The organism is Paenibacillus sp. ALJ109b, from assembly GCF_010747435.1.
GTDB classification, from domain to species: Bacteria; Bacillota; Bacilli; order Paenibacillales; family Paenibacillaceae; genus Paenibacillus; species Paenibacillus taichungensis.
In genome coordinates this window covers 18,451-37,684 of record NZ_JAAIFP010000027.1, presented here as the reverse complement: position 1 = coordinate 37,684, position 19,234 = coordinate 18,451, and the positions used below count along the sequence as shown (strand labels likewise).

The window sequence follows — 19,234 nt, the reverse complement described above, 5'->3', positions numbered from 1 at the left end:
TTGTAAATCAGGATATTAGCCAAATTATCGCCTATTTCGACGGGGACTCCGATTGTCTTAAGGTACTCCGTTACCTTGGTGAGAAGTTGCTGAACTGGAATAAGCAAACGGATTGGGATTCTCTTTTTAGGGGATCGTGGTTTTCGAAAAAACAAAAAAGCCGCTAAATAAGCGACTTTTAAAGGGGTCATTGTTTTGTCCTGAACTAGCACAATCCCATGAAGGACAATCCATTTGGGTCCATATTTAACGAACAGCCTGCCCGTAATTGGAGCCAAAAGTCCGTTCAATGCACTCGCAGGCAGTAATAATCAAATTTTCATCCCGTTGACTCGTGTTTAAAATGCTTAATTCTCATTGTCGGCACTAAAGAGTTCAATAGCTTTTATGCAACCCTTACATGATTTTAATTAGACACTAAGATACATATTCTAGGTGTGCATTGCTTGCCTTAAATTCAACTTATCCATTAGAGTAGATACTGGAGGTGTACATCATTGAAATTTAACGAGTATGTTCTAGGCGAGACCTATAGAACAGAGTCTATCCAATTGTCAAAGAAGGATATTATTGATTTTGCTAAAATTTACGACCCTCAATATATGCATATAGATGAGGCAAAAGCCAAAGAAGGCCGCTTCGGCAGCCTCATTGCTTCGGGTATGCAGACGATGAGCACGTCTTTCAAACTTTGGGTTGAACTCGGGTTATATGGTGAAGAGGTTGTCGCAGGAACCGGTATGAATAACATAAAGTTTATCAAACCTGTATTTCCAGATGATGAAATTAGTGTTTTATCAGAAGTGATTGAATTATCTCCAAGAAGGAGTCGTGGTGGCATTGTCACGGTGCGGCTCACTACTTTTAACCAAAATAATGAAAAGGTTTTTCAAGCAGAATTAAGTGCTCTGATTAGTAATTGAATTTGAACAATTCATTTCCGTTGTTGACTTTGAAAAAAAACGATCGCACATCAGGTCTGATGCGCGATCATTGCTGTACACTCTCAATTCGTGTTGTATCATTTACAATATTTCGATATATCCTTCTGTTCCATTGACCCGAATTCGCTGCCCATCTTTTATTCGTTGGGTTGCCTTCTCCACTCCGACAATGGCTGGCAAGCCATATTCACGCGCAATCACAGCTCCATGGGTCATCAGTCCACCCACTTCAGTGACTAGGCCTTTTATAGAAACAAATAATGGTGTCCAGCTCGGATCTGTATAGGGAGTCACTAGTATATCTCCATCTTCCAGATCCGCATCTTCAATATTGAATATGACACGTGCACGGCCCTCTATCACTCCGGAAGAAACAGGCAGGCCGACAATGGCTTCGGTTGGCAGATTTTCACGTTTATACTGACCTGTAATGATTTCACCATCAGACGTGAGCACACGAGGTGGAGTTAGCTTTTCATAGAACTTGTAATCGTTTTTCCGTTGGGTAATGATCTTCTCATCCAGTATATTGGTGCGTACAACTTCACGAAGTTCTTCAAAAGTGAGAAGGTATATATCTTCTTTTTCGGCAATAACCCCCGCTTGTGCAAGTCGTTCGGCTTCTTTCAATAAAGCCTGTTTATATACGAAGTAACGATTGATCATGCCGTATTTGGGATATTCCCGATAACCGATGAAATTGCGAACCAGGTCGATCATTCGTTTTGTTTCCTTGGCTTTTTGTTCACCATCCGGCAACAGCTTCAACCGATCCAATATTTCCTGTTCTTTCTTCAACGCTTCCTGTCGTCCCTGCTCGAATTTCCGTTTGCTTGCATTAGGCTCAAAGTTTTTGATGTTACCCAGAATCAATGGCACAAGTGTAATGGGTTTTTCAGTCCAACGGGTTCTGGTCAGATCGATTTCTCCGGCACATCGCATTCCGTATTTGTCCAGATAGTCCTGGATGGCGTCCCTTGTTTCCTGTCCACCCTCAACCTTAACCAGTTCATCCATAAATTCATCCTCTTTCACATGCTGTAAATAAGCAATGACTTTAGGATAGGGACGAATTACATCTGCAACATCCAGTAATGCCAGACCCATTTCCGAAGTGATATTGTTAGGTACAGATTGAGACAACGTATCTGCTGCATTTTTTTCACCCAACCAATCTTTCATGTTTTCATTGATCCATGCTGAAGCATTCATGGCAGTCATAAATACATTTGAACTTCGTGGGTCAGATAGAAATTTCTTCAATTCTTGCAGATCTTCAAGGATAAAATCAAACAAATCCAAACCAGACTTGTTTTGGATGTTACGTTTTAACGCTTCTACTGAGGCTTGATTGCTCGTAATCAATTCAGAGACGATAGTCGATTCATTTTCAATATGTGCTTGAAAACCATCAGACACGCTCTGTTTATGGTTATTACCTAGAGTTGGTGCTGGCTGATCAACAGGTAACGATTTTATGAAATTCCCGCGTTCGATTACAGTTGTAAGTGCGTCCTTAAGGAGCGGATCGGATTGTCCCATGGTATTTATGAAGTTTTCTCTCATGACAGGCGAAGCCAGCCTAGGCGTAATATCAACAAACAATCTTCCACCAGCTATACGCATGGGTGCCGGAGTCGTTAATAGAAAGAAAGATAAGCCCAGCGGTTTCATGGGATCAGTCATCATTTGTTGATGACCTACAGACAGGTACACATGATTTTCCTGGTCACTCGCTTCAGGGATCGGGTATAACGTTGTGATTGGCCGACTTTGGACTATATAAAACATATCATCCACCAAACACCATTCGATATCTTGCGGGAAACCAAAATGAGCTTCGATCTGTCTTCCTATACGTGCCAGTTCTAAAATTTGTTGATCGGTAAGTGTTTGCGTCTTTTGCAGCACGGGATCAATCTGCTGTGTATACGTTCCACCATCTTCACTTCCATAAATAGCCAACGTTTTGACGGCTATTCTCTTGTCGACAATTTCACCTTCCCGAACTTTATAGCAGTCGGCAGATACCAAGCCGGATACCAGCGCCTCACCAAGTCCAAAACTGGCGTCGATGGATAGCAGTTTCCGGTTGCATGTGATCGGATCAGCCGTAAATAAAATCCCTGAAGCCGTTGGGAATATCATCTTTTGAATGATAACGGACAAATAAACCTGACCATGGTCAAATCCATTTTGCATACGGTAAATTACCGCGCGATCGGTAAACAGAGAAGCCCAGCATTTGCTGATATGGTGCATGATTGATTCTTTCCCAATAATATTTAAGTAGGTGTCTTGTTGACCAGCAAAAGAGGCATGTGGTAAATCTTCAGCGGTCGCACTGGAACGCACTGCATACGCATGACCCTCTCCAAATGTGGAGAGATAATGAGCAACTTCTTTTTCAACATCGGCAGGAATGTCTACGCCCATAATAAGTTCCCTGATCTTCCTACTGATTTCACCAATTTGCTCTCGTTCTTCTACTTTTAACAAGGTTAATTGATCCAGCAAAGCATGATACGTTTCATTTTGTTCAACGGCTTTCTGATATCCGACAGTTGTAACACAAAATCCATCGGGGACCTGTACTCCTTCAACCTTTGATAACTTCGCTAGATTTAATCCTTTTCCACCAACGAGCGCAAGCAGCAATTTTTCCATTTCCTGAAATCCGATAACCAAAGAACTCATTCCGAATCTCCCCTAACCAATAAATTGAGAAAAAAACATTTGACAAAGAGTTTAACGCCATGATAAGATTTAAATATAAGATAAGATATTTATGTCTGCGAGAGTAGAAGAAATGTAATCTGATTATATCATGGTGTTTGTTTATATACAATATCGAAGAACCTGGGATAATTATCCCAGGTTCTTTTTTGATTTCAAATACTATTAATCCTTTAGAAAAATGGCTCTCCTCAACCAGATTACTGTCGTGCAGCATGTTATGTATCACAGATGTAGAAGCCAACAAAAAAAGCAACCTGCCCTCAAATGAGGTTGGGCTGCTTTTTCCAGTAAAGACATTTTCCCTATCAAGCAAACATTTCAACAGGGCAAAAAAATCTCGATTTTCGTACCTTGCCGTACTTTGGACTGTACATGAATTTCTCCGCCGTGTGCTTCTACGATCGTTTTGGCAATGCTCATCCCGAGTCCAGAGCCAGCAGTAGATTCCTCAGTATTTGTTCCCCGATAGTAACGATTGAACAAATGCTGCAGCGTTTCCTCGTCCATCCCTTTGCCATTATCGAATACGCGAATACATGCCTTATTGTTCATTCTGCCAATGGAAACGGTGACGTTCACCCCTGGAGAGTTATGCTTCACGGCGTTGGACAGCAAGTTATCCATTAACCGCAGCAACCAGGTTTCATCAGCCTGCACCAACAGGGGACGCTCCTCTCCAACGTAGTGGAATTGGTATTCAGATAGCGTAGCGTCATTGACATACTTCAGCACGGAGCTGCGCACCAGCTCAACCAAATCGGTTTTCCGAATCACCATAATCGAATCGCCCTGCTTAAGCTGATGGATCATGGAAAAGTCAGAGATCAGCTCGAGCATATAATCCCCCTTTTCCCGGATCGTCTCCCCCATGGTGCGCATCTCTTCTTGGCTCCATTGTTCCGGTAAACTCTCCAGCATATATCCATAACCTTGAATTGTGGACAGAGGCGTACGCAGATCATGTGAAATTCCTGACATCCACTCTCTTTGATCTTTCTCCAGACGCTCGCGCTCCTTCTCGGTTTGGGCCAATTGATCAGCCATTTGGTAGAAGGATTCAATCACTTCCTTATAGAGCCTGTAACGGTTTCGCATCGTGCCATTGGAGCGAAATATCTTGCGCTTGTCCTTTGCGGTAAGTACCTGATCGTACTGCCCACGCCCCATACGTTCGAACCAGCCTGCAAACAAAATTAGTGGCTGACCGTAACGGTAGCCATGCCAGATCGATAAGGGTACTGCCAAGAGAAGAGCTAGACCTGCAAACCATATAAGTCCGCGCGTTGCCGTATCCATCGCCGGATGTTTCAAAGGACCACCCGCTGGATTGGGCGTATAAAGAATCCAGGTCATTCCACTACGCTGGTCCCGATGGGCGACAATATTCGTATCATAGTTGCTGGGCGATTGCTGGATTGCCAGAATGTCCAGTGGACGGTACTCCTTCTGCAAATACGTTCCATCACCGATGGCTTGTTCGGAATGACCCGTGGAATTGATTACCTGGAGAAAACTGCCGGTTTCACGCAGTCGCTGATCCAGAAAGGAAAGCTTTTCGCTAGATACCATGCCTTGCTGCCCGTATTCGTCAAACCAGCCCATGAGCTGATCAAGGTCAGAATTTTGGTAGCCAAGGATATACAGAACCGGCACATTAAAAGCAAAGTTCAGATGAGTTTGAACAGCATACGTCCCCAGTGTCCTCGTCTCCTGAATATCAAGTAGTTGGGCAATTGAGTACGATGGAGACAGCCCATCATGCGAATTTGTATTTACTTCGTAGATGACCTCTCCTTCGGCATTTACAACTTGCATCCACATTCCTTTTTCCTCAATGAGCTTATCCCACTTGGGGGAGATTTGAATCGTCCCGTCCTTTGAAGAAGCTTCTTGAGCAATCAGTTGTAAGGCACCCACCGGAAAGTTCCGGCGCAACTCACTATTGGTCGTATTTTGAAAGTATATAATGCAAGCAATGAGAGTAATGGCCAGAATGATCAGGGCATAAAAGATCAATTGATACGTGAAGTGGAATGTCATACGTTGTTGTATCTTCATTGCTCCTGAAACTCCTTTGACAGCTTGTAGCCGAGCCCGCGTACGGTGAGCAGCAACTTTGGATTTCCTGGATCGATCTCGATCTTCTCTCGTATGCGCCGAATATGTACCATTACCGTGGAGTCATCTCCCTGTCCGTTGATCCCCCACACCTGATCGTAGAGCTGTGTTTTAGAAAATACGATCCCCGGAAACTTGCAGAAATGCAGCAGCAGATGGAAAACCTGCGCAGGACAAGGGACAGGCTGTCCCTCTACAATCAACTCGCCTTCCGCCTCATTCACGGTGAAGCGGCCGAATCGGTAAACCCCTGGTTCAGGGCGTTTCACCTGACTCACAGTTGGAGCTTCAGGCTCCAAACGGCGTATGCGCGCCTGAATTCTTGCAGCTACCTCCAAAGGATTGAAGGGCTTGGTAATATAATCGTCCCCGCCCATGGCGAATCCCCTCAGCACATCGAGATCGGATGCCTTAGCCGTCAGAAACAAAATATGCGGATTTCCATATTCACGGAGCTTGGAACAAAGCTCCAGACCACTCCCGTCTGGGAGCGTGATGTCGAGCAGGACGATATCCGGGGAAATCCGCTGTACTAGATCGAGAGCTTCTGCACAGGTGGAAGCATCGTACAGCTGATGGAACCCTGCCCTGCGAAGCACCATTTGCAGCATGGTGACAATCGAGGGTTCATCGTCGACAATTGCGATTTTAATATCCGTTTGATTGGTCATCGTTTTCACCCATTTCATAGTAGCATACTCACATTAACAGAACCTAAACGGCTTGGGCAAACTTAATCAATTGTTCAGCAACTCGTTTAGGCTCTGTTTCAATAACGCTGTTAGCATAGGAAATGAGAAACCTCATTCGCGACAAATCTATTTTATTTTAGGAGGAAAACATTTGATTATTACAACAACAGCAATAGTTGAAGGTTCCCCAGTCAGGCAGTATATCGGCGTTGCAACCGTTGAAGTCATCATCTCTGCCAATGTCGGGAGAGACTTTCTCGCTTCATTTAGAGATCTTGTAGGCGGCCGTTCTCGTACCTATGAGAACAAGCTAAGAGAAGCAAGAGACGCTGCCTTTGAAGAGATGACCCAGCAAGCCGCACAGATGGGAGCCAATGCTGTAATCGGTGTGGATCTGAACTACGAAGTTGTTCGTCAAGGTATGCTCTTGGTCGCTGTAAGCGGAACGGCAGTTATTATCTAAATTTCAAACTATTGATTCCCAGTTCCAAACGAACATTTCTCCAGCAATGGCACCACACCCTGATCTCCAAGCATATGCAGCATTCCAACAACCACTAGAGCGTCGGAGTAGTTGAGGGTTTTAAAGTGGAAAGAAAGTAGTAGTGTATACAAACCTAACCAAAATATAAGTCTATTAATTTTTGGTCTTCTATTTCATCAGATAAATCAATAAAATATTCTTGTTGCCACTTTTGTGTTTGGGCAGCTGATTTATTTAACTCTTTTTCCCAAGAAGGGTAAACTCTAATAGCCATCTTCCCTTTAGTGTCCTCATTTTTCAAAATTCCTTTTTCGAGTAATTTAGATTTTGGAAAAACAAACTGTCCCTTCATATTTCCATTTATAATTGAGATTATTAGTTTGTCTGGACTTTCGAAAAAGGAGTACGGTTGATTTTGATTGTTTTCGTCTTTTTCCCAAAATACAACAAAAAAACCTTTTTTCTTTGGAGTTAATTTGGCGAGGCGACTTCGATATTTATAATCTCCAATATAGATAATCATTCCTTCATACTCTCTATTATGTTTTTCTTCAATGATGTTTGTAATCTCTATATTATCAAAGTTAGCAAGTATGCTATCTATTAGCTCTTTAGATTTAAAAATGCTCTCATCCCCTCAATCATTTTTCACAACGTTAATTATAGCCTCTTAGCCTTGTTATGAAACGGAATTTCATTTTTTTGTTACAGCTACTCGCAGTTTGTGATATGGTCAGTGAGGTGCGATCAGCCCGTACACATTTACATATCATGCGAGGAGAAGATTGAAAGTGAATGAAATAAAAGCATTGGAGAACCCCAACAAGTTTAGTGATCCTTTATTTGTGACACTAGTTGCAAGTTTATGTTGCTTGTTATGGGGGAGTGCCTACCCGTTTATTAAGCTTGGATATAGTGCTTTTGACATCCTGTCAGAAGATATTCCATCCAAATTTGTATTTGCGGGTTATCGATTTATTTTAGCAGGATTACTGCTTCTATTCTTGTTTCGTGTCATTAGTAAACGGAAATTTGAACTGTCTGGACGACAATTTTCAAGCTTAATATTGCTTGGCATGTTCCAAACGGGTCTGCAGTATATGTTTTTTTATGTGGGTGTAGCCAATACGACAGGTGTCAAAGGTTCGATTATGAATGCGACAACGACCTTTTTCAGTGTGGTTCTAGCTCATTTTTTATATAAAAATGATAAACTGAGCAAAAATAAAATAGTCGGCTGTTTGCTAGGATTTATTGGTGTAATTATTGTAAATTTCCACTCCAATCTGCTGGAATTCTCCTTCTCTCTCACAGGTGAAGGTTTCGTTATTATTGCGGCTCTTATTTTTTCCATTACGGCCATCTATGCAAAGCACTTAACAGGCTCCATCGACGTCCTCGTTATTACCGGAGTTAGCTTGTTTGTCGGCGGACTGGCACTCACCATACTGGGACTCCTGCTTGGCGGCCGGGTTACACATTTTACACTTGAATCAACGGGTATCTTGATTTATTTAGTTTTACTTTCATCAGCCGCATTCTGCTTGTGGAATCTACTTCTGAAATACAACAAAGTGGGGAAAGTATCTGTGTATAACTTCCTGATCCCTGTCTTTGGTGCATTGCTATCGGCGTTGTTTTTGGGAGAAACGATTTTGGAATTCAAAAACCTAATTGCATTGCTCTTTGTATCCATCGGTATTTATATGGTCAATAGAGTAACCTCATTAAAATAATGTGTTTCTTGCCAATCGATCGAATAGGAACTACCCACCTAATACTTGGTACAAGAACTTACTCTCTAAATACAAAAAGGTCGCTCATTAGCGACCTTTTCTTGTATTTAAGCCTCACCTTTCCGCATTACAAACAGGAGTACACGACATTACGCAAGCGGCGATGAATATAAGGCTCCTGATTGTTCAGCAGATGCTGCGCATACATAACCGTAAGTTCAGAGTCTGGATCAATGATGGCCATGCAGCCGGCAGCACCACTCCATCCGAATTCACCCAGTGGGCTTAACGAACCGCTGCCCGCTTTGGAGATATGCGTACGTACACCCAGCCCATAACCATACCCTCCCATATGATCCCAGGAGTAATCATCACGGGTCAGATCGTTCAGATGGTCTGTGCGCATCAGCTCAATCGAAGCCTGTGACAGAATGCGAACGCCTTTTGGACTTGTTCCTTTTCCCGTCAGCGCACTAAGGAACAGTGCATAGTCGCTAACGGTGGACAATAGTCCGGCACCGCCGCTCTCCAAATCCGTGCCTACCCGGAATCCGTTTCCGTCCATTCGTACGGCTTTTTCAAGCTCATCATTGTAAGCATACTGCGGAATCAGGCGGGTCTGCTGTGCCTCGTTCAGGTCGAATGCCGTATCGTTCATACCTAGCGGTCCGATAATTTCTTCTTGCAGATATTTACCAAAACGTCTGCCACTCACAACCTCCACCAAAGCTCCGAGCACATCGTGACACATGCTATAGTTCCAATGCGTACCTGGCTCAAACAGAAGCGGTTCCTTGGCGAGCGCTTTCGCGAAGTCTCTTGTCGATAATATTCCGTTGGTGCTCTGCACAGCTTCCTGAATGCTTGGCGAACCAACATCATAGGAGAACCCGGCAGTCATCGTAAACAAGTCGCGTACTGTGATCGCCTTTGTCGCTTTTTCCAATCTGACCTCGCCGCTCGATAAAGTTTTCTTCACCGTCATCTCGGCATATTCCGGCAGATAATCAGATACTGGATCGCTCAGCAGCATTTGCCCTCTCTCTACAAGTTGAAGTGCTGCCACACAGGTCATAATTTTCGTCATGGAGTAGAGATTAAAGATCGCCCCATCGCCGATGGGCGTTTGCTCCTCCAGATTGGCGTAACCATTCCGGTAACGGAAAACGGTATCATTTTGATGCATCACAAGAACCTCTGCCCACGGAATTCTCCATGATGTGATGCGATCAATAAATGAAGCAAGCGGTTTAAAGTCCATATTTCCCCGTCCTTCTATGTAGAATCGTTTATCAATGCACATAGTGGATCTATGTTCATACACATGACCCACATAGTATTAATATACGACCATTCACATGCATTGACCATATCTAATAGAAAGCAACTTTTCGACAAACTGTACCATTTTTTAGAATCGGTACGATTACTAGAGTGTCTTGACCATGATAAAATCGATTTGTTCCTCATCCCCCATATAAAAAGAGTGTGAGCCCGTTTGAACAAATCCCATCTTCTTGTAAAAAGCAATGGCATTGTCATTCTTTTCCCATACTCCGAGCCAGATTTCCTTCTTTTTGTGCTCCAATGCGGTCTCCATCGCTTTATTTAGCAGATATTTACCCAGTCCATGCTTTTGGAATTTTTTCCTGAGATAAATTCTCTCAATTTCAAGTGAAGCATCACTCATTTGTTCGGATTGGGCGCCATCTCTGTTCACTTTTAGATATCCGGCAAGTTCATCATTGTAGTAGACGAAAAAGATGTCTGAACAGCTATTAGATAATTCGGCTCCCAACTGTTTAGCGTTAAATGCTCTTTCGAGATAGGCCCTCATATTGTCAGGGGAATTCTGATCTTTAAATGTATCGTTGAATGTTTCTATACTTATTTCTTGTAGTTTTAGTAAATCCTCGTGACTGCATGCTCTTATATCCACTGTCATTGTGATGTATCTCTCCTTCTATGAATCAATTACTTATTTAAAACGGCTCTTTTTTTGTTGCAAATACAACATTTACTCTATTCTTAATCTACTCCAAATTTGTATAGTTTGCAACATAAAATAGTGAGACCAGGCAGATTAAAATACATAGCAAACGTTTTCGGAACTTTTAATAAGTTTTCCTCGGTCAGTCTATTTAAGCAGTATTTCTTTATATTCTGTCGGACTAAGTCCCGTATATTCCTTAAACACCTTGGAGAAATAATGCTGATCACTAAACGATAACAGATCCGATAACTCCTTAAACTTCATATCCGGTTGACATTCCATTAGTCTGCATGCTTCCTTAATTCTAAGCTTTGTATAATACTGAACAAATGTGAGTTGCGTTACGTTTTTAATGACTCTGCTAACGTAAGAGGGGCTGACGTGAAACTTCATTGCAATGTCATTGATGGATATTTGGGTAAACTTGTTCCGTTTGATGTACTCATCCATTTGCATAAACAGATCTTCTCTGCTTTTCCGACCATGGGATTGAAGCATATCAAAACATTGTCCAATCCATTCCGTTAATTCACGGCAGAAATCACCGTATGTTTCTTCATCAAATAGTTTTTTTGCTCTAAGCTCCAGACCAAGCCTAATTCCCTCCCCTTGCTCCTCAACCAAATGTGCGAACGTATCCACTACTAAGTTGATAAATCGTTCCAATTCTTTCACATGTACGTTATCCTCCGTCCATCGATTCATCAACTCGGACAGCTTAAGGGCAAACTGCTCCTTCTGACGAGCTTGTATCATGTGGACAAAAGTCAATTCCAGTGCTGAATCCAGGCAACCTGACTCAGTTCTTGCTATGGAAACCGGATTTCCGCTATCCAGCACCAATCCACTATTCAATCGCTGATGCATCGATAAGATGGACGATATTTGGTGATAAAGCTCCGACAGATTAACATCTTCCGACCATAGCAGCTGCCCACCAATGGTTGTGTCCATGCCTTGTGCAAACAAATGACGGCGCAACGATTCCAGACATTCATGTACAGAAGAATACAAATCAAGAATCCCCCTGTTTACAAAAACGATGAATTGCTGAGGAGTTTGACTTAGAAACACTTTACAGGGACGTGGTGCAAAAAAATCTTCTAAGGAAGCCTGTAACGTCTTTTGTCCCCATCGTTCTCGTTCCGGGATAAAAGGCTGTCTACGCAGAATAATCATCATTTGGGCCAGAAAAGCAGCATGTTCTCCTGGCTTAAGTTCAGCATAACTATGGGGATCAACGATCTCCTGCAACTCATGAAAGTGCCTTGACCTCGATTGATTAAGCTGTTTAATAACTCTGCCCATGACTTCCTCCAGCGCCTCAGGCTCGACGGGCTTCAGCAAATAGTCGAACACCTGCAAATTCAATGCTTTTCGTGTATATTCAAAATCGCTATACCCGCTAATTAGAATGACCCTCAACTCACGCTGGGCAAGCTTCGCCTTCTCAATTAGTGATAAGCCATCCATCTTGGGCATCCGTATGTCTGTCAACAGGAGATCGATTGGCTGCTTCTGAAGTGCTTCTAACGCCTCTTCTCCATTTGTGGCCGTAACTGCCACGTGAATGGGGAAGTCCAGCTTATCCAACAGCATTTTAATATTGCGCAATATAGGTTTGCTATCCTCAACGATCATGATATTGTACATGGGTCTATCCCTCCTGTACTCAGTAAAAATCCCTCGTCATCGATCCGATGATTTGAACGGTTGCTCCTTTTTCATTGTCTGAATGATTGTTGTAAATGTTAAATAAAAGCCGATTGCTATACATCAGTTTAAGCCGATTGACGCTATTGACGATCCCCATGTTGCCAAGAGCTGTCTGACGATCGGGGGTTTGATTCATTCCAGAGTCGGACTGCTGTATATTGGACAAAATCTCTTCTATTTTGTTTGGCTGGAAGCCCTCTCCGTTATCTTTGATCTCCAATGCCCATAATCCGTTATACTGCTTCACGGTAATTTGGATACGCCAGGGAGGTGTGATATTAAAGAAAGCGTGCTCAATACAGTTTTCAACAAAAGGCTGAATGACCAGCCGCGGCAGCCGGATTTCACTCGTCAGTTCATCAGCATCGATGTTCCACTCCAAATCTTCTTCATACTTTTGTTGTACCAACGATAAATAATGTCTTGTATGCTCAAGCTCATCCGTCATCGTCACATGTGCATAAGGAGATGAAACAATATAACGTAAACTGTCTGACAGATGTTTGCACATATCGGACACGACCTGGGTTCTCCCCTCTTGAGCAGCAATGCTGATCAAATAAAGGACGTTATGAAGGAAATGGGGAGCAATCTGAGCTTGCAGCGCGGAATTCCGCGCAGTGACTTCTTCATGTAACGCCTTCTTCTCACGATCAATGGACTGCTGTAATCGTTCCATCAAGTCCTGAAAAGCTTCATTCAACAGCAGCAGGTCGTTATTTTTAGGTCGATCATCAACTTTTAGCTTCATATTGTTGTAGTTGATGCGCCAAATCTGGCTGCGAAGCTTACGAATGGGAAGCAACAGGTTGCGTGTGGAGAAGAAAATGTACACGAAAGAAATGAGCATTAAGGCTGTAATCAGCAAAATGGACATGCTTTGTACGGAACGGATCGAGCCTAATACCGAATCTTTCGGCGTTATTATAAAAGTAATCCAACCCGTCTGGTGAGATGTAGAATGCGTAACGTAATTATTTTGTTCATCAACTGCCAGTCCTTCGTCAGATAAGGGCTCTTTCCACTCCAATGAGTCCTTTCTCATTTCCAAGCCAGTCATTCGCTCACCTTGCTTGTTCAAAATGAATACATCTCCTGCTGTAATTCCTTCCGTAAGGTTTTGAATGTAAGCTTGATCCATTTGAATACTAAGATATCCGTATAGCTTGCCATTCTGATCGTTGACCGTACGGACAAAGGAGATAGTGTCTGCATCTCGAAGCAGAATAAAACCGTTCCCTGTCCACTCTCGTCCACTTCTACTTTTTTCCGTTAAGGCACTTAGGATTGTTGGAGGATGACCTGAACCCAGATACGATGTGAGCAGCACACCTTGTTTATCATAAATGGACATGTCCTTGATGTTCATGCTGGGGCCAATAGCCTGAAACATGATATCTTTTAGTTTCCGAATCTGCTTCAGTCTTTCATAATTGCTTGGGGCTGAAGAGCTCTTGTCCATCGTTGCGAAGATGTCCTTATTGGACAATATGCGCTGGGACATCTGGTTTTGCTGCTGTACATATAGGTCAACCTGTTCTCTTACCTTTGTGGCAGTGACCAGTGTATCCTCCTCTGTTTTTTGTGTAAGCGGCCGGATAACGACAAGGTTCACATAAACGATAAAGCAGCCCAGCACGAACAAAAGAAGGGCGAGAAATGTCAAAAATACTTTTGTCTGCAAGCTGAATTGTGTGGCTCTATGTATAAATTTAGCCATGCTTCGGGAAGCCTCCTGTCTTGTCATGCTGTGAAACTCGTCTGGATCATGTCTTAATGTAGCATGGGTTCGAATGAAATGATAGCGATTTCAAGTTCAGGATTTTACACATAAATATTCAAGCACAGACATGTACCGGAGAAGAAGTGGATTTTATAATTGAATTTGTAAACGGATTCATTACATGTTTCAGAGGGGGATTTACGTTGAACATGCATAAAAGAAAAAAAGCAGCATCCATTGTACTGGCGAGCTTGTTGTCCATTTCACTGACCGCTTGCGGATCAGGTAGCACTGATTCTGGCACGTCTGCAAGCAGTGGAAATAAGAACAGCAAGGTCACACTGGAATTGGCCATTTCGAAGAGTTCACAGGATTCTGCCTTTATCCAGCAGGATATTCTCGATGAATTTGAAAAACAGACCCATATTTCTGTTAATCTGCAGCTCATTCCGGCAGAACAAACAACGACCGTACTGCAAACCAAGCTGGCTGTGGATGAAACGCCCGACATCATCCAGTACAATTTGGCCAGTGCAATTACGGATCTGAATCTTGAGCGCAATTTCGAAATTCTGGATAACGAGTCCTGGGCCAGCAGAATTGTAAACAAAGATGTACTCTCCGCTGCCGGTCATATCTACAGCTTCCATGTCAGCCAGGACACGGGCATGCAAGGCGTCGTGTACAACAAACAGATTTTTGCTGACCTGGGTCTGTCCATCCCTACAAGTTACGAACAATTTTTGGCGATCTGTGAAAAAATTAAAGCTGGCGGCATCACTCCTGTATTCATGCCCTATAGAGATGCATGGGCTGCGAACATTTGGCCTGCGGCAGCATTTGCCGATTTTGTAGCCAAAAATGATCCGTCTTTTTTTGATGAGCTCAACAGCAACAAAAGAAAATGGTCCGATATTCCCGAGTTCAAAACATTTTTGCAGCAGCAATACGAAGTCTACACCAAGGGGTATACCAATACGGATGTGCTGAGCGACAGCTATGACATGGCGGTTGGCAAATTCCTGAAAAAGGAAGTGGCCATGATGTTTATGGGAGATTGGTTAATCGAAGGCGTAGCAGAACAGGATCCAAGCATGGAACTCGGCGTATTCCCAATTCCGTCTTCCGATGATGCCAAACTGGGTGCAAGTCCGCTTGGAGGACAGCTGTTCATTCCGAAAAAGGCTAAGCATTTGGACGAAGCCAAACAGTTCCTGGACTTTATCGCCTCCAAGGAATTTGCGCAACAGATCGTAGATTCCAAGGGCTATGTATCCAATTTTAGCGATGTTACTACACCAGAGTTACCTGCTTACAAACAGGATATCGTCGACAATTACATCCTGCCCAAGAAAACTGTGTTAACCACGGATGCTTACATGCTGGTAGATCGTAGTGAGCTATACAGACTGTTACAGGATCAATTCGCTGGCGGTTTGACTCCGGAGGAAGTGTTGAAATCCTGGGATGAGAAGTTCAGTCAACTGATGCAGGATAAAGGCGTTTCCGGTTTCTAAGAAATGAAATACAGGGCAGCATGTCATTCCTGAATGATGTGCTGCCTAGCCATAACGGAGTGTGAGACATGAAAAGGGCTAAAAATTTATATTCGTATTACATGGTATTTCCGGCACTACTCATCTACTCTATCTTTTTTGTTATTCCAGCAATTGCTGCTTTCTACTACTCCTTCACGGATTGGCGTCTGGATCGAATTGATCTGAAGTTTGTCGGATGGGACAATTTCGAGAAAATTTTCTCGGACAAAACGCTTATTTTAGCACTTAAAAATACGGCGATTTTTGCCGTAGTTACGGTTGCTGGCAAAAATATTATTGGTCTGCTGTTGGCCGTGGCCCTAAATATGAGATTAAAAACGAAGAACCTGCTGCGCGCAATTTTCTACTCCCCTTCCATACTGAGCATTCTGGTCATCAGCATCTTGTTCACACCAATGCTGCGTACAGAAGGTACGATCAATCGTGTATTGGAAGCAGTCGGATTACATTCATTGAGCCAGGCTTGGTTGACCAATCCTTCCCTTGTCATCTGGACGATTGCCATAGTATCCATCTGGCAAAGCGCTGGATTCCAAATGGCCATCTATCTGGCTGGTTTACAATCCATTTCTCAAGAATACTATGAAGCCGCTACGATTGACGGAGCAAGCTCCTGGAAAAGTTTTTTCAAAATTACACTGCCACTTTTGCTGCCAGCCATCAATATTAATCTGATGTTGACGCTGATTGGTGGGCTTAAAGTATTCTCGGAAGTGTATGTCATGACTGGCGGAGGTCCAGGCAACGCTTCACAAGTTGTGGGAACAATTATTCTCCGCTCCTTCGGCGAAGGAAACTGGGGACTTGGTACCGCAGTCAACACACTTCTGTTTGTGGCGGTCACGATTATTGCTATACCGCTATTGATTTTCATGCGGCGCAAGGAGGTTACGGAATAACATGGGATATACACGCAAACTCGCTATTCGCAACTATGTTGTTGAAGGATTTCTGCTCCTCGCCTCTCTGCTCATTCTGTTGCCTCTGGTGATTCTAATATTAGGTTCGTTTAAAACGAGCGCTGAAGTACTCAGCTTCTCCTTGAGTTTGCCGGATAAATGGCAGTTTTCAAACTATGTCCGAGTATTTGAAGAAGGCGGTCTGTCCCGAGCATTTTTGAACAGCATCTGGATTACGGGGATCTCGTCCATTATCAACATTTTGGCTTCCTCAGCAGCATCCTTCATTCTGGCACGCCGGGACACAAAACTTTCAAACACAATATATATGTATTTTTTTATGGGACTGATTGCGCCGATGTCGATCATTACGACGATTCGGGTCGTACAGGGATTGGGATTTTACGGCAGCATATCAAGTGTCATCCTGATTTACGCTGCGCTTAATACCGCTTTTAGCGTATTTTTGTACAGCGGATTTATTAAAACCATTCCGAAAGCACTGGACGAAGTCGCATTTCTGGAGGGTGCCAGCGTATTCGGTGTGTTTTTCCGTATTGTTACACCGCTCATTCTGCCCGTTAACGCAACGGTAGCGATCATGGTGTTTATGTCCGTATGGAATGATATTACGATTCCGGTGTACTTCCTTACGAATAGTTCAACATGGACGATGCCGCTTTCGATCTATAATTTTTACGGCAAATACAGCCGCGATTGGAATTTGATTTTTGCAAATCTTGTACTGACTTCACTTCCTGTGTTTATCCTCTACTTGTTTGGACAGAAATATATCGTTAGCGGACTTACTGCGGGAGCAGTCAAAGGGTGACCATGGTATTTAAATAGAAATAAACTTAGGACGCTTTTGGGAAATCAACTCCCAAGGCGTTTTTTTGTCATACTATCTTGACGTTTATTTACAATACACAGTTCTTTGTTTATTTCTGAACAAATTCAATGAATCTAACAATTGATTATACAATTCTCCCTTATATAATAATAGATAGATGTTCATTATTGTATGAATGTAAATTTAAATTACACATCAGTGTTACTACAATAATGGATAACAGTCACTTTATCCCCTGCAATCCATTCATGTCGAAAGGAGATGCTGCGATGGACAGACCCTATATGATTTGTCATATGCTTAGTTCATTGGATGGCAAAATTATCGGCGATTTTCTGGAAGATGATCGGTCAACCTACTTCATTAATGAGTATGAACGTATTCATGACCGCTACGGATGTGATGCTTGGATGTGCGGACGAGTCACGATGCAGGAGCATTTTGCACATGAATATAATCCTCCATCCAATCAAGACAAGCAGTCCCCCATTCCTCGAACGGACTATGTTGCGCAGAAAGACGTTGAAACTTATGCCATCGCTGTAGATCCACACGGCAAATTGGCTTGGAACCACAACTATATATCCGAAGAGAATGGCAACAGAACAAAGGATCACATCATTGAAGTCCTGACTGAAGAAGTTTCCGATGCTTATCTCGCATATCTACAGAAATTGCGCATCTCTTATATCTTTGGTGGAACGAAAGAGCTGAACGTTGTGACGGTTGTAAAAAAACTGAAGGCATTGTTCTCCATTGATCGATTATTGCTTGAAGGCGGCGGTGTCTTGAACGGTTCTTTCCTGAACGAAGGTTTGATTGATGAGTTGAGTCTCATATTCGTTCCTTTTGCAGAGGCAAGCTCTCCGGCTTTGACCATCTTTGAGAAAGGTTCGAGTTCCAAAGAAACCTCCCCCTCTCATTTTGAATTGATAAGAGTCGAACAAATGGAACATAACGGATTGTGGATGACTTATCGAGTAGAAGGAAATTCTAAATAATTCTTAAATGTACAACGAATGGAGGATCACATAGCTATGAAAAAAAAACAAACTGCTGGACGAGATATATTGGGTGAGTTCGCGCCCAAATTTGCAGAATTGAATGACGATATTCTGTTTGGCGAGGTATGGTCAAGAGTAGAAGAATTATCTAGTCGTGATCGCAGTATGATTACCGTTTCTGCACTTATTGCAGGTGGAAATTTCGAACAATTAACCCCACACCTTCATAAAGCAAAGGAAAATGGAGTAACTCGTAATGAAGTGTCTGAAATGATTACTCACCTTTCCTTCTATGTGGGCTGGCCTAAGGCATGGTCTGCGTTCAATATTGCAAAAGATATTTATAAATAAAATAGAAAGCAGGAATTCATTATGACAAACGAACATTTGAGTAACAGCACCATCTTCCCGCTGGGAAAAAAAGTAGAAGCCAATTTTATTGGAGACGCGTATCTGGAGATGGTCTTTACAGATGAAACTCCACTAAACACTAGCATTGGAAATGTCACTTTCGCGTCAGGAGCACGCAATAATTGGCATTCACACGCTGTAGGTCAAGTGTTACTTGTTACAGGTGGTGAAGGCTGGTATCAGGAAGAAGGTAAACCCGCACAATTGCTAAAAACCGGAGATGTTGTAAATATTGCTCCGAACGTTAAGCACTGGCATGGCGCAACGGCCGAAAGCTGGTTTGTGCATCTGGCTATGACACCTGGACAAACGGAATGGTTAGAACCTGTGAATGATGCGTGGTACAACGCGCTCTAAGGCGAA

17 protein-coding genes and 1 pseudogene are annotated in these 19,234 nt (G+C 42.9%); 9 read left to right on the top strand and 9 right to left on the bottom strand.

Features of this window, described 5'->3' with window-relative positions; all coding sequences use genetic code 11:
• Positions 1–203: 203 nt before the first annotated feature.
• A pseudogene (locus G3352_RS31745) lies at positions 204–311 on the bottom strand (hypothetical protein); the annotation flags it as partial.
• 186 nt (positions 312–497) lie between these two features.
• Between G3352_RS31745 and G3352_RS23475 the strand changes: the two are divergent.
• Complete coding sequence (locus tag G3352_RS23475) at positions 498–923, top strand: MaoC family dehydratase (protein WP_163760540.1); 426 nt, start codon at positions 498–500, stop codon at positions 921–923.
• Between the two features lie 102 nt (positions 924–1,025).
• Here G3352_RS23475 and ppsA read toward each other — a convergent pair whose 3' ends face one another.
• The 3 genes from ppsA to G3352_RS23460 form a co-directional block, all read right to left on the bottom strand.
• Entirely contained in the window at positions 1,026–3,641 is a 2,616-nt protein-coding gene (gene ppsA / locus G3352_RS23470; protein WP_163760538.1) for a phosphoenolpyruvate synthase, read from the bottom strand.
• A 360-nt stretch (positions 3,642–4,001) separates the two neighbouring features.
• The gene (locus G3352_RS23465) at positions 4,002–5,741 is read right to left on the bottom strand and encodes a sensor histidine kinase (RefSeq protein WP_163760536.1); all 1,740 of its coding nucleotides are present in this window, start codon (positions 5,739–5,741) and stop codon (positions 4,002–4,004) included.
• Complete coding sequence (locus G3352_RS23460; RefSeq protein WP_240343194.1) at positions 5,738–6,490, bottom strand: response regulator transcription factor; 753 nt, start codon at positions 6,488–6,490, stop codon at positions 5,738–5,740. The genes G3352_RS23465 and G3352_RS23460 overlap by 4 nt, the downstream gene beginning before the upstream one ends.
• 154 nt (positions 6,491–6,644) lie before the next feature.
• On the opposite strand from G3352_RS23460, the gene G3352_RS23455 reads away from it, so the two are divergent.
• Positions 6,645–6,956: a YbjQ family protein gene (locus G3352_RS23455; RefSeq protein WP_163760533.1), complete on the top strand. Its 312-nt coding sequence runs from the start codon at positions 6,645–6,647 to the stop codon at positions 6,954–6,956.
• 154 nt (positions 6,957–7,110) lie between these two features.
• Here the strand turns inward: G3352_RS23455 and G3352_RS23450 are convergent, their stop codons facing one another.
• Complete coding sequence (locus G3352_RS23450; protein WP_413027944.1) at positions 7,111–7,545, bottom strand: MepB family protein; 435 nt, start codon at positions 7,543–7,545, stop codon at positions 7,111–7,113.
• A gap of 223 nt (positions 7,546–7,768) precedes the next feature.
• On the opposite strand from G3352_RS23450, the gene G3352_RS23445 reads away from it, so the two are divergent.
• Entirely contained in the window at positions 7,769–8,713 is a 945-nt protein-coding gene (locus tag G3352_RS23445; RefSeq protein WP_345940798.1) for a DMT family transporter, read from the top strand.
• 127 nt (positions 8,714–8,840) lie between these two features.
• Here G3352_RS23445 and G3352_RS23440 read toward each other — a convergent pair whose 3' ends face one another.
• The 4 genes from G3352_RS23440 to G3352_RS23425 all read right to left on the bottom strand — a co-directional run bounded on the left by G3352_RS23440 (position 8,841) and on the right by G3352_RS23425 (position 14,142).
• Positions 8,841–9,974, bottom strand: a complete 1,134-nt coding sequence (locus tag G3352_RS23440) for a serine hydrolase domain-containing protein (RefSeq protein ID WP_163760531.1) — start codon at positions 9,972–9,974, stop codon at positions 8,841–8,843.
• Positions 9,975–10,142: 168 nt separating this feature from the next.
• Entirely contained in the window at positions 10,143–10,658 is a 516-nt protein-coding gene (gene paiA / locus G3352_RS23435) for a spermidine/spermine N(1)-acetyltransferase (protein WP_163760529.1), read from the bottom strand.
• A 192-nt stretch (positions 10,659–10,850) separates the two neighbouring features.
• Positions 10,851–12,359 carry a response regulator gene (locus G3352_RS23430; RefSeq protein WP_163760527.1) on the bottom strand — a complete coding sequence of 503 codons (1,509 nt, stop codon included), beginning with the start codon at positions 12,357–12,359 and terminating at the stop codon, positions 10,851–10,853.
• Between the two features lie 19 nt (positions 12,360–12,378).
• The gene (locus tag G3352_RS23425) at positions 12,379–14,142 is read right to left on the bottom strand and encodes a cache domain-containing sensor histidine kinase (protein ID WP_163760525.1); all 1,764 of its coding nucleotides are present in this window, start codon (positions 14,140–14,142) and stop codon (positions 12,379–12,381) included.
• Positions 14,143–14,354: 212 nt separating this feature from the next.
• Here G3352_RS23425 and G3352_RS23420 point away from each other — a divergent pair, with 212 nt between their 5' ends.
• The 6 genes from G3352_RS23420 (at position 14,355) to G3352_RS23395 (ending at position 19,228) form a co-directional block, all read left to right on the top strand.
• Positions 14,355–15,662, top strand: coding sequence for an ABC transporter substrate-binding protein (locus tag G3352_RS23420; RefSeq protein WP_163760523.1), 1,308 nt, complete (start codon positions 14,355–14,357; stop codon positions 15,660–15,662).
• A gap of 68 nt (positions 15,663–15,730) precedes the next feature.
• On the top strand, positions 15,731–16,603 hold the full coding sequence (locus G3352_RS23415) for a carbohydrate ABC transporter permease (protein WP_163760521.1): 873 nt from the start codon (positions 15,731–15,733) through the stop codon (positions 16,601–16,603).
• Between the two features lies 1 nt (position 16,604).
• A complete protein-coding gene (locus G3352_RS23410) occupies positions 16,605–17,435 on the top strand; it encodes a carbohydrate ABC transporter permease (RefSeq protein ID WP_163760519.1) in 831 nt (276 codons plus the stop codon).
• 290 nt (positions 17,436–17,725) lie between these two features.
• The gene (locus tag G3352_RS23405) at positions 17,726–18,457 is read left to right on the top strand and encodes a dihydrofolate reductase family protein (protein ID WP_163760517.1); all 732 of its coding nucleotides are present in this window, start codon (positions 17,726–17,728) and stop codon (positions 18,455–18,457) included.
• A 36-nt stretch (positions 18,458–18,493) separates the two neighbouring features.
• On the top strand, positions 18,494–18,811 hold the full coding sequence (locus G3352_RS23400; protein WP_163760515.1) for a carboxymuconolactone decarboxylase family protein: 318 nt from the start codon (positions 18,494–18,496) through the stop codon (positions 18,809–18,811).
• Positions 18,812–18,832: 21 nt separating this feature from the next.
• Positions 18,833–19,228, top strand: a complete 396-nt coding sequence (locus G3352_RS23395; RefSeq protein ID WP_163760514.1) for a cupin domain-containing protein — start codon at positions 18,833–18,835, stop codon at positions 19,226–19,228.
• Positions 19,229–19,234 lie beyond the last annotated feature (6 nt).

What these genes read in the sequence shown, in the direction of transcription:
- ppsA (WP_163760538.1), bottom strand. Translation starts at nt 3,641, where the DNA reads ATGAGTTCTTTGGTTATCGGATTTCAGGAAATGGAAAAATTGCTGCTT.
- G3352_RS23465 (WP_163760536.1), bottom strand. Translation starts at nt 5,741, where the DNA reads ATGAAGATACAACAACGTATGACATTCCACTTCACGTATCAATTGATC.
- G3352_RS23460 (WP_240343194.1), bottom strand. Translation starts at nt 6,490, where the DNA reads ATGAAATGGGTGAAAACGATGACCAATCAAACGGATATTAAAATCGCA.
- G3352_RS23440 (WP_163760531.1), bottom strand. Translation starts at nt 9,974, where the DNA reads ATGGACTTTAAACCGCTTGCTTCATTTATTGATCGCATCACATCATGG.
- paiA (WP_163760529.1), bottom strand. Translation starts at nt 10,658, where the DNA reads ATGACAGTGGATATAAGAGCATGCAGTCACGAGGATTTACTAAAACTA.
- G3352_RS23430 (WP_163760527.1), bottom strand. Translation starts at nt 12,359, where the DNA reads ATGTACAATATCATGATCGTTGAGGATAGCAAACCTATATTGCGCAAT.
- G3352_RS23425 (WP_163760525.1), bottom strand. Translation starts at nt 14,142, where the DNA reads ATGGCTAAATTTATACATAGAGCCACACAATTCAGCTTGCAGACAAAA.
- G3352_RS23420 (WP_163760523.1), top strand. Translation starts at nt 14,355, where the DNA reads ATGCATAAAAGAAAAAAAGCAGCATCCATTGTACTGGCGAGCTTGTTG.
- G3352_RS23415 (WP_163760521.1), top strand. Translation starts at nt 15,731, where the DNA reads ATGAAAAGGGCTAAAAATTTATATTCGTATTACATGGTATTTCCGGCA.
- G3352_RS23410 (WP_163760519.1), top strand. Translation starts at nt 16,605, where the DNA reads ATGGGATATACACGCAAACTCGCTATTCGCAACTATGTTGTTGAAGGA.
- G3352_RS23405 (WP_163760517.1), top strand. Translation starts at nt 17,726, where the DNA reads ATGGACAGACCCTATATGATTTGTCATATGCTTAGTTCATTGGATGGC.
- G3352_RS23400 (WP_163760515.1), top strand. Translation starts at nt 18,494, where the DNA reads ATGAAAAAAAAACAAACTGCTGGACGAGATATATTGGGTGAGTTCGCG.
- G3352_RS23395 (WP_163760514.1), top strand. Translation starts at nt 18,833, where the DNA reads ATGACAAACGAACATTTGAGTAACAGCACCATCTTCCCGCTGGGAAAA.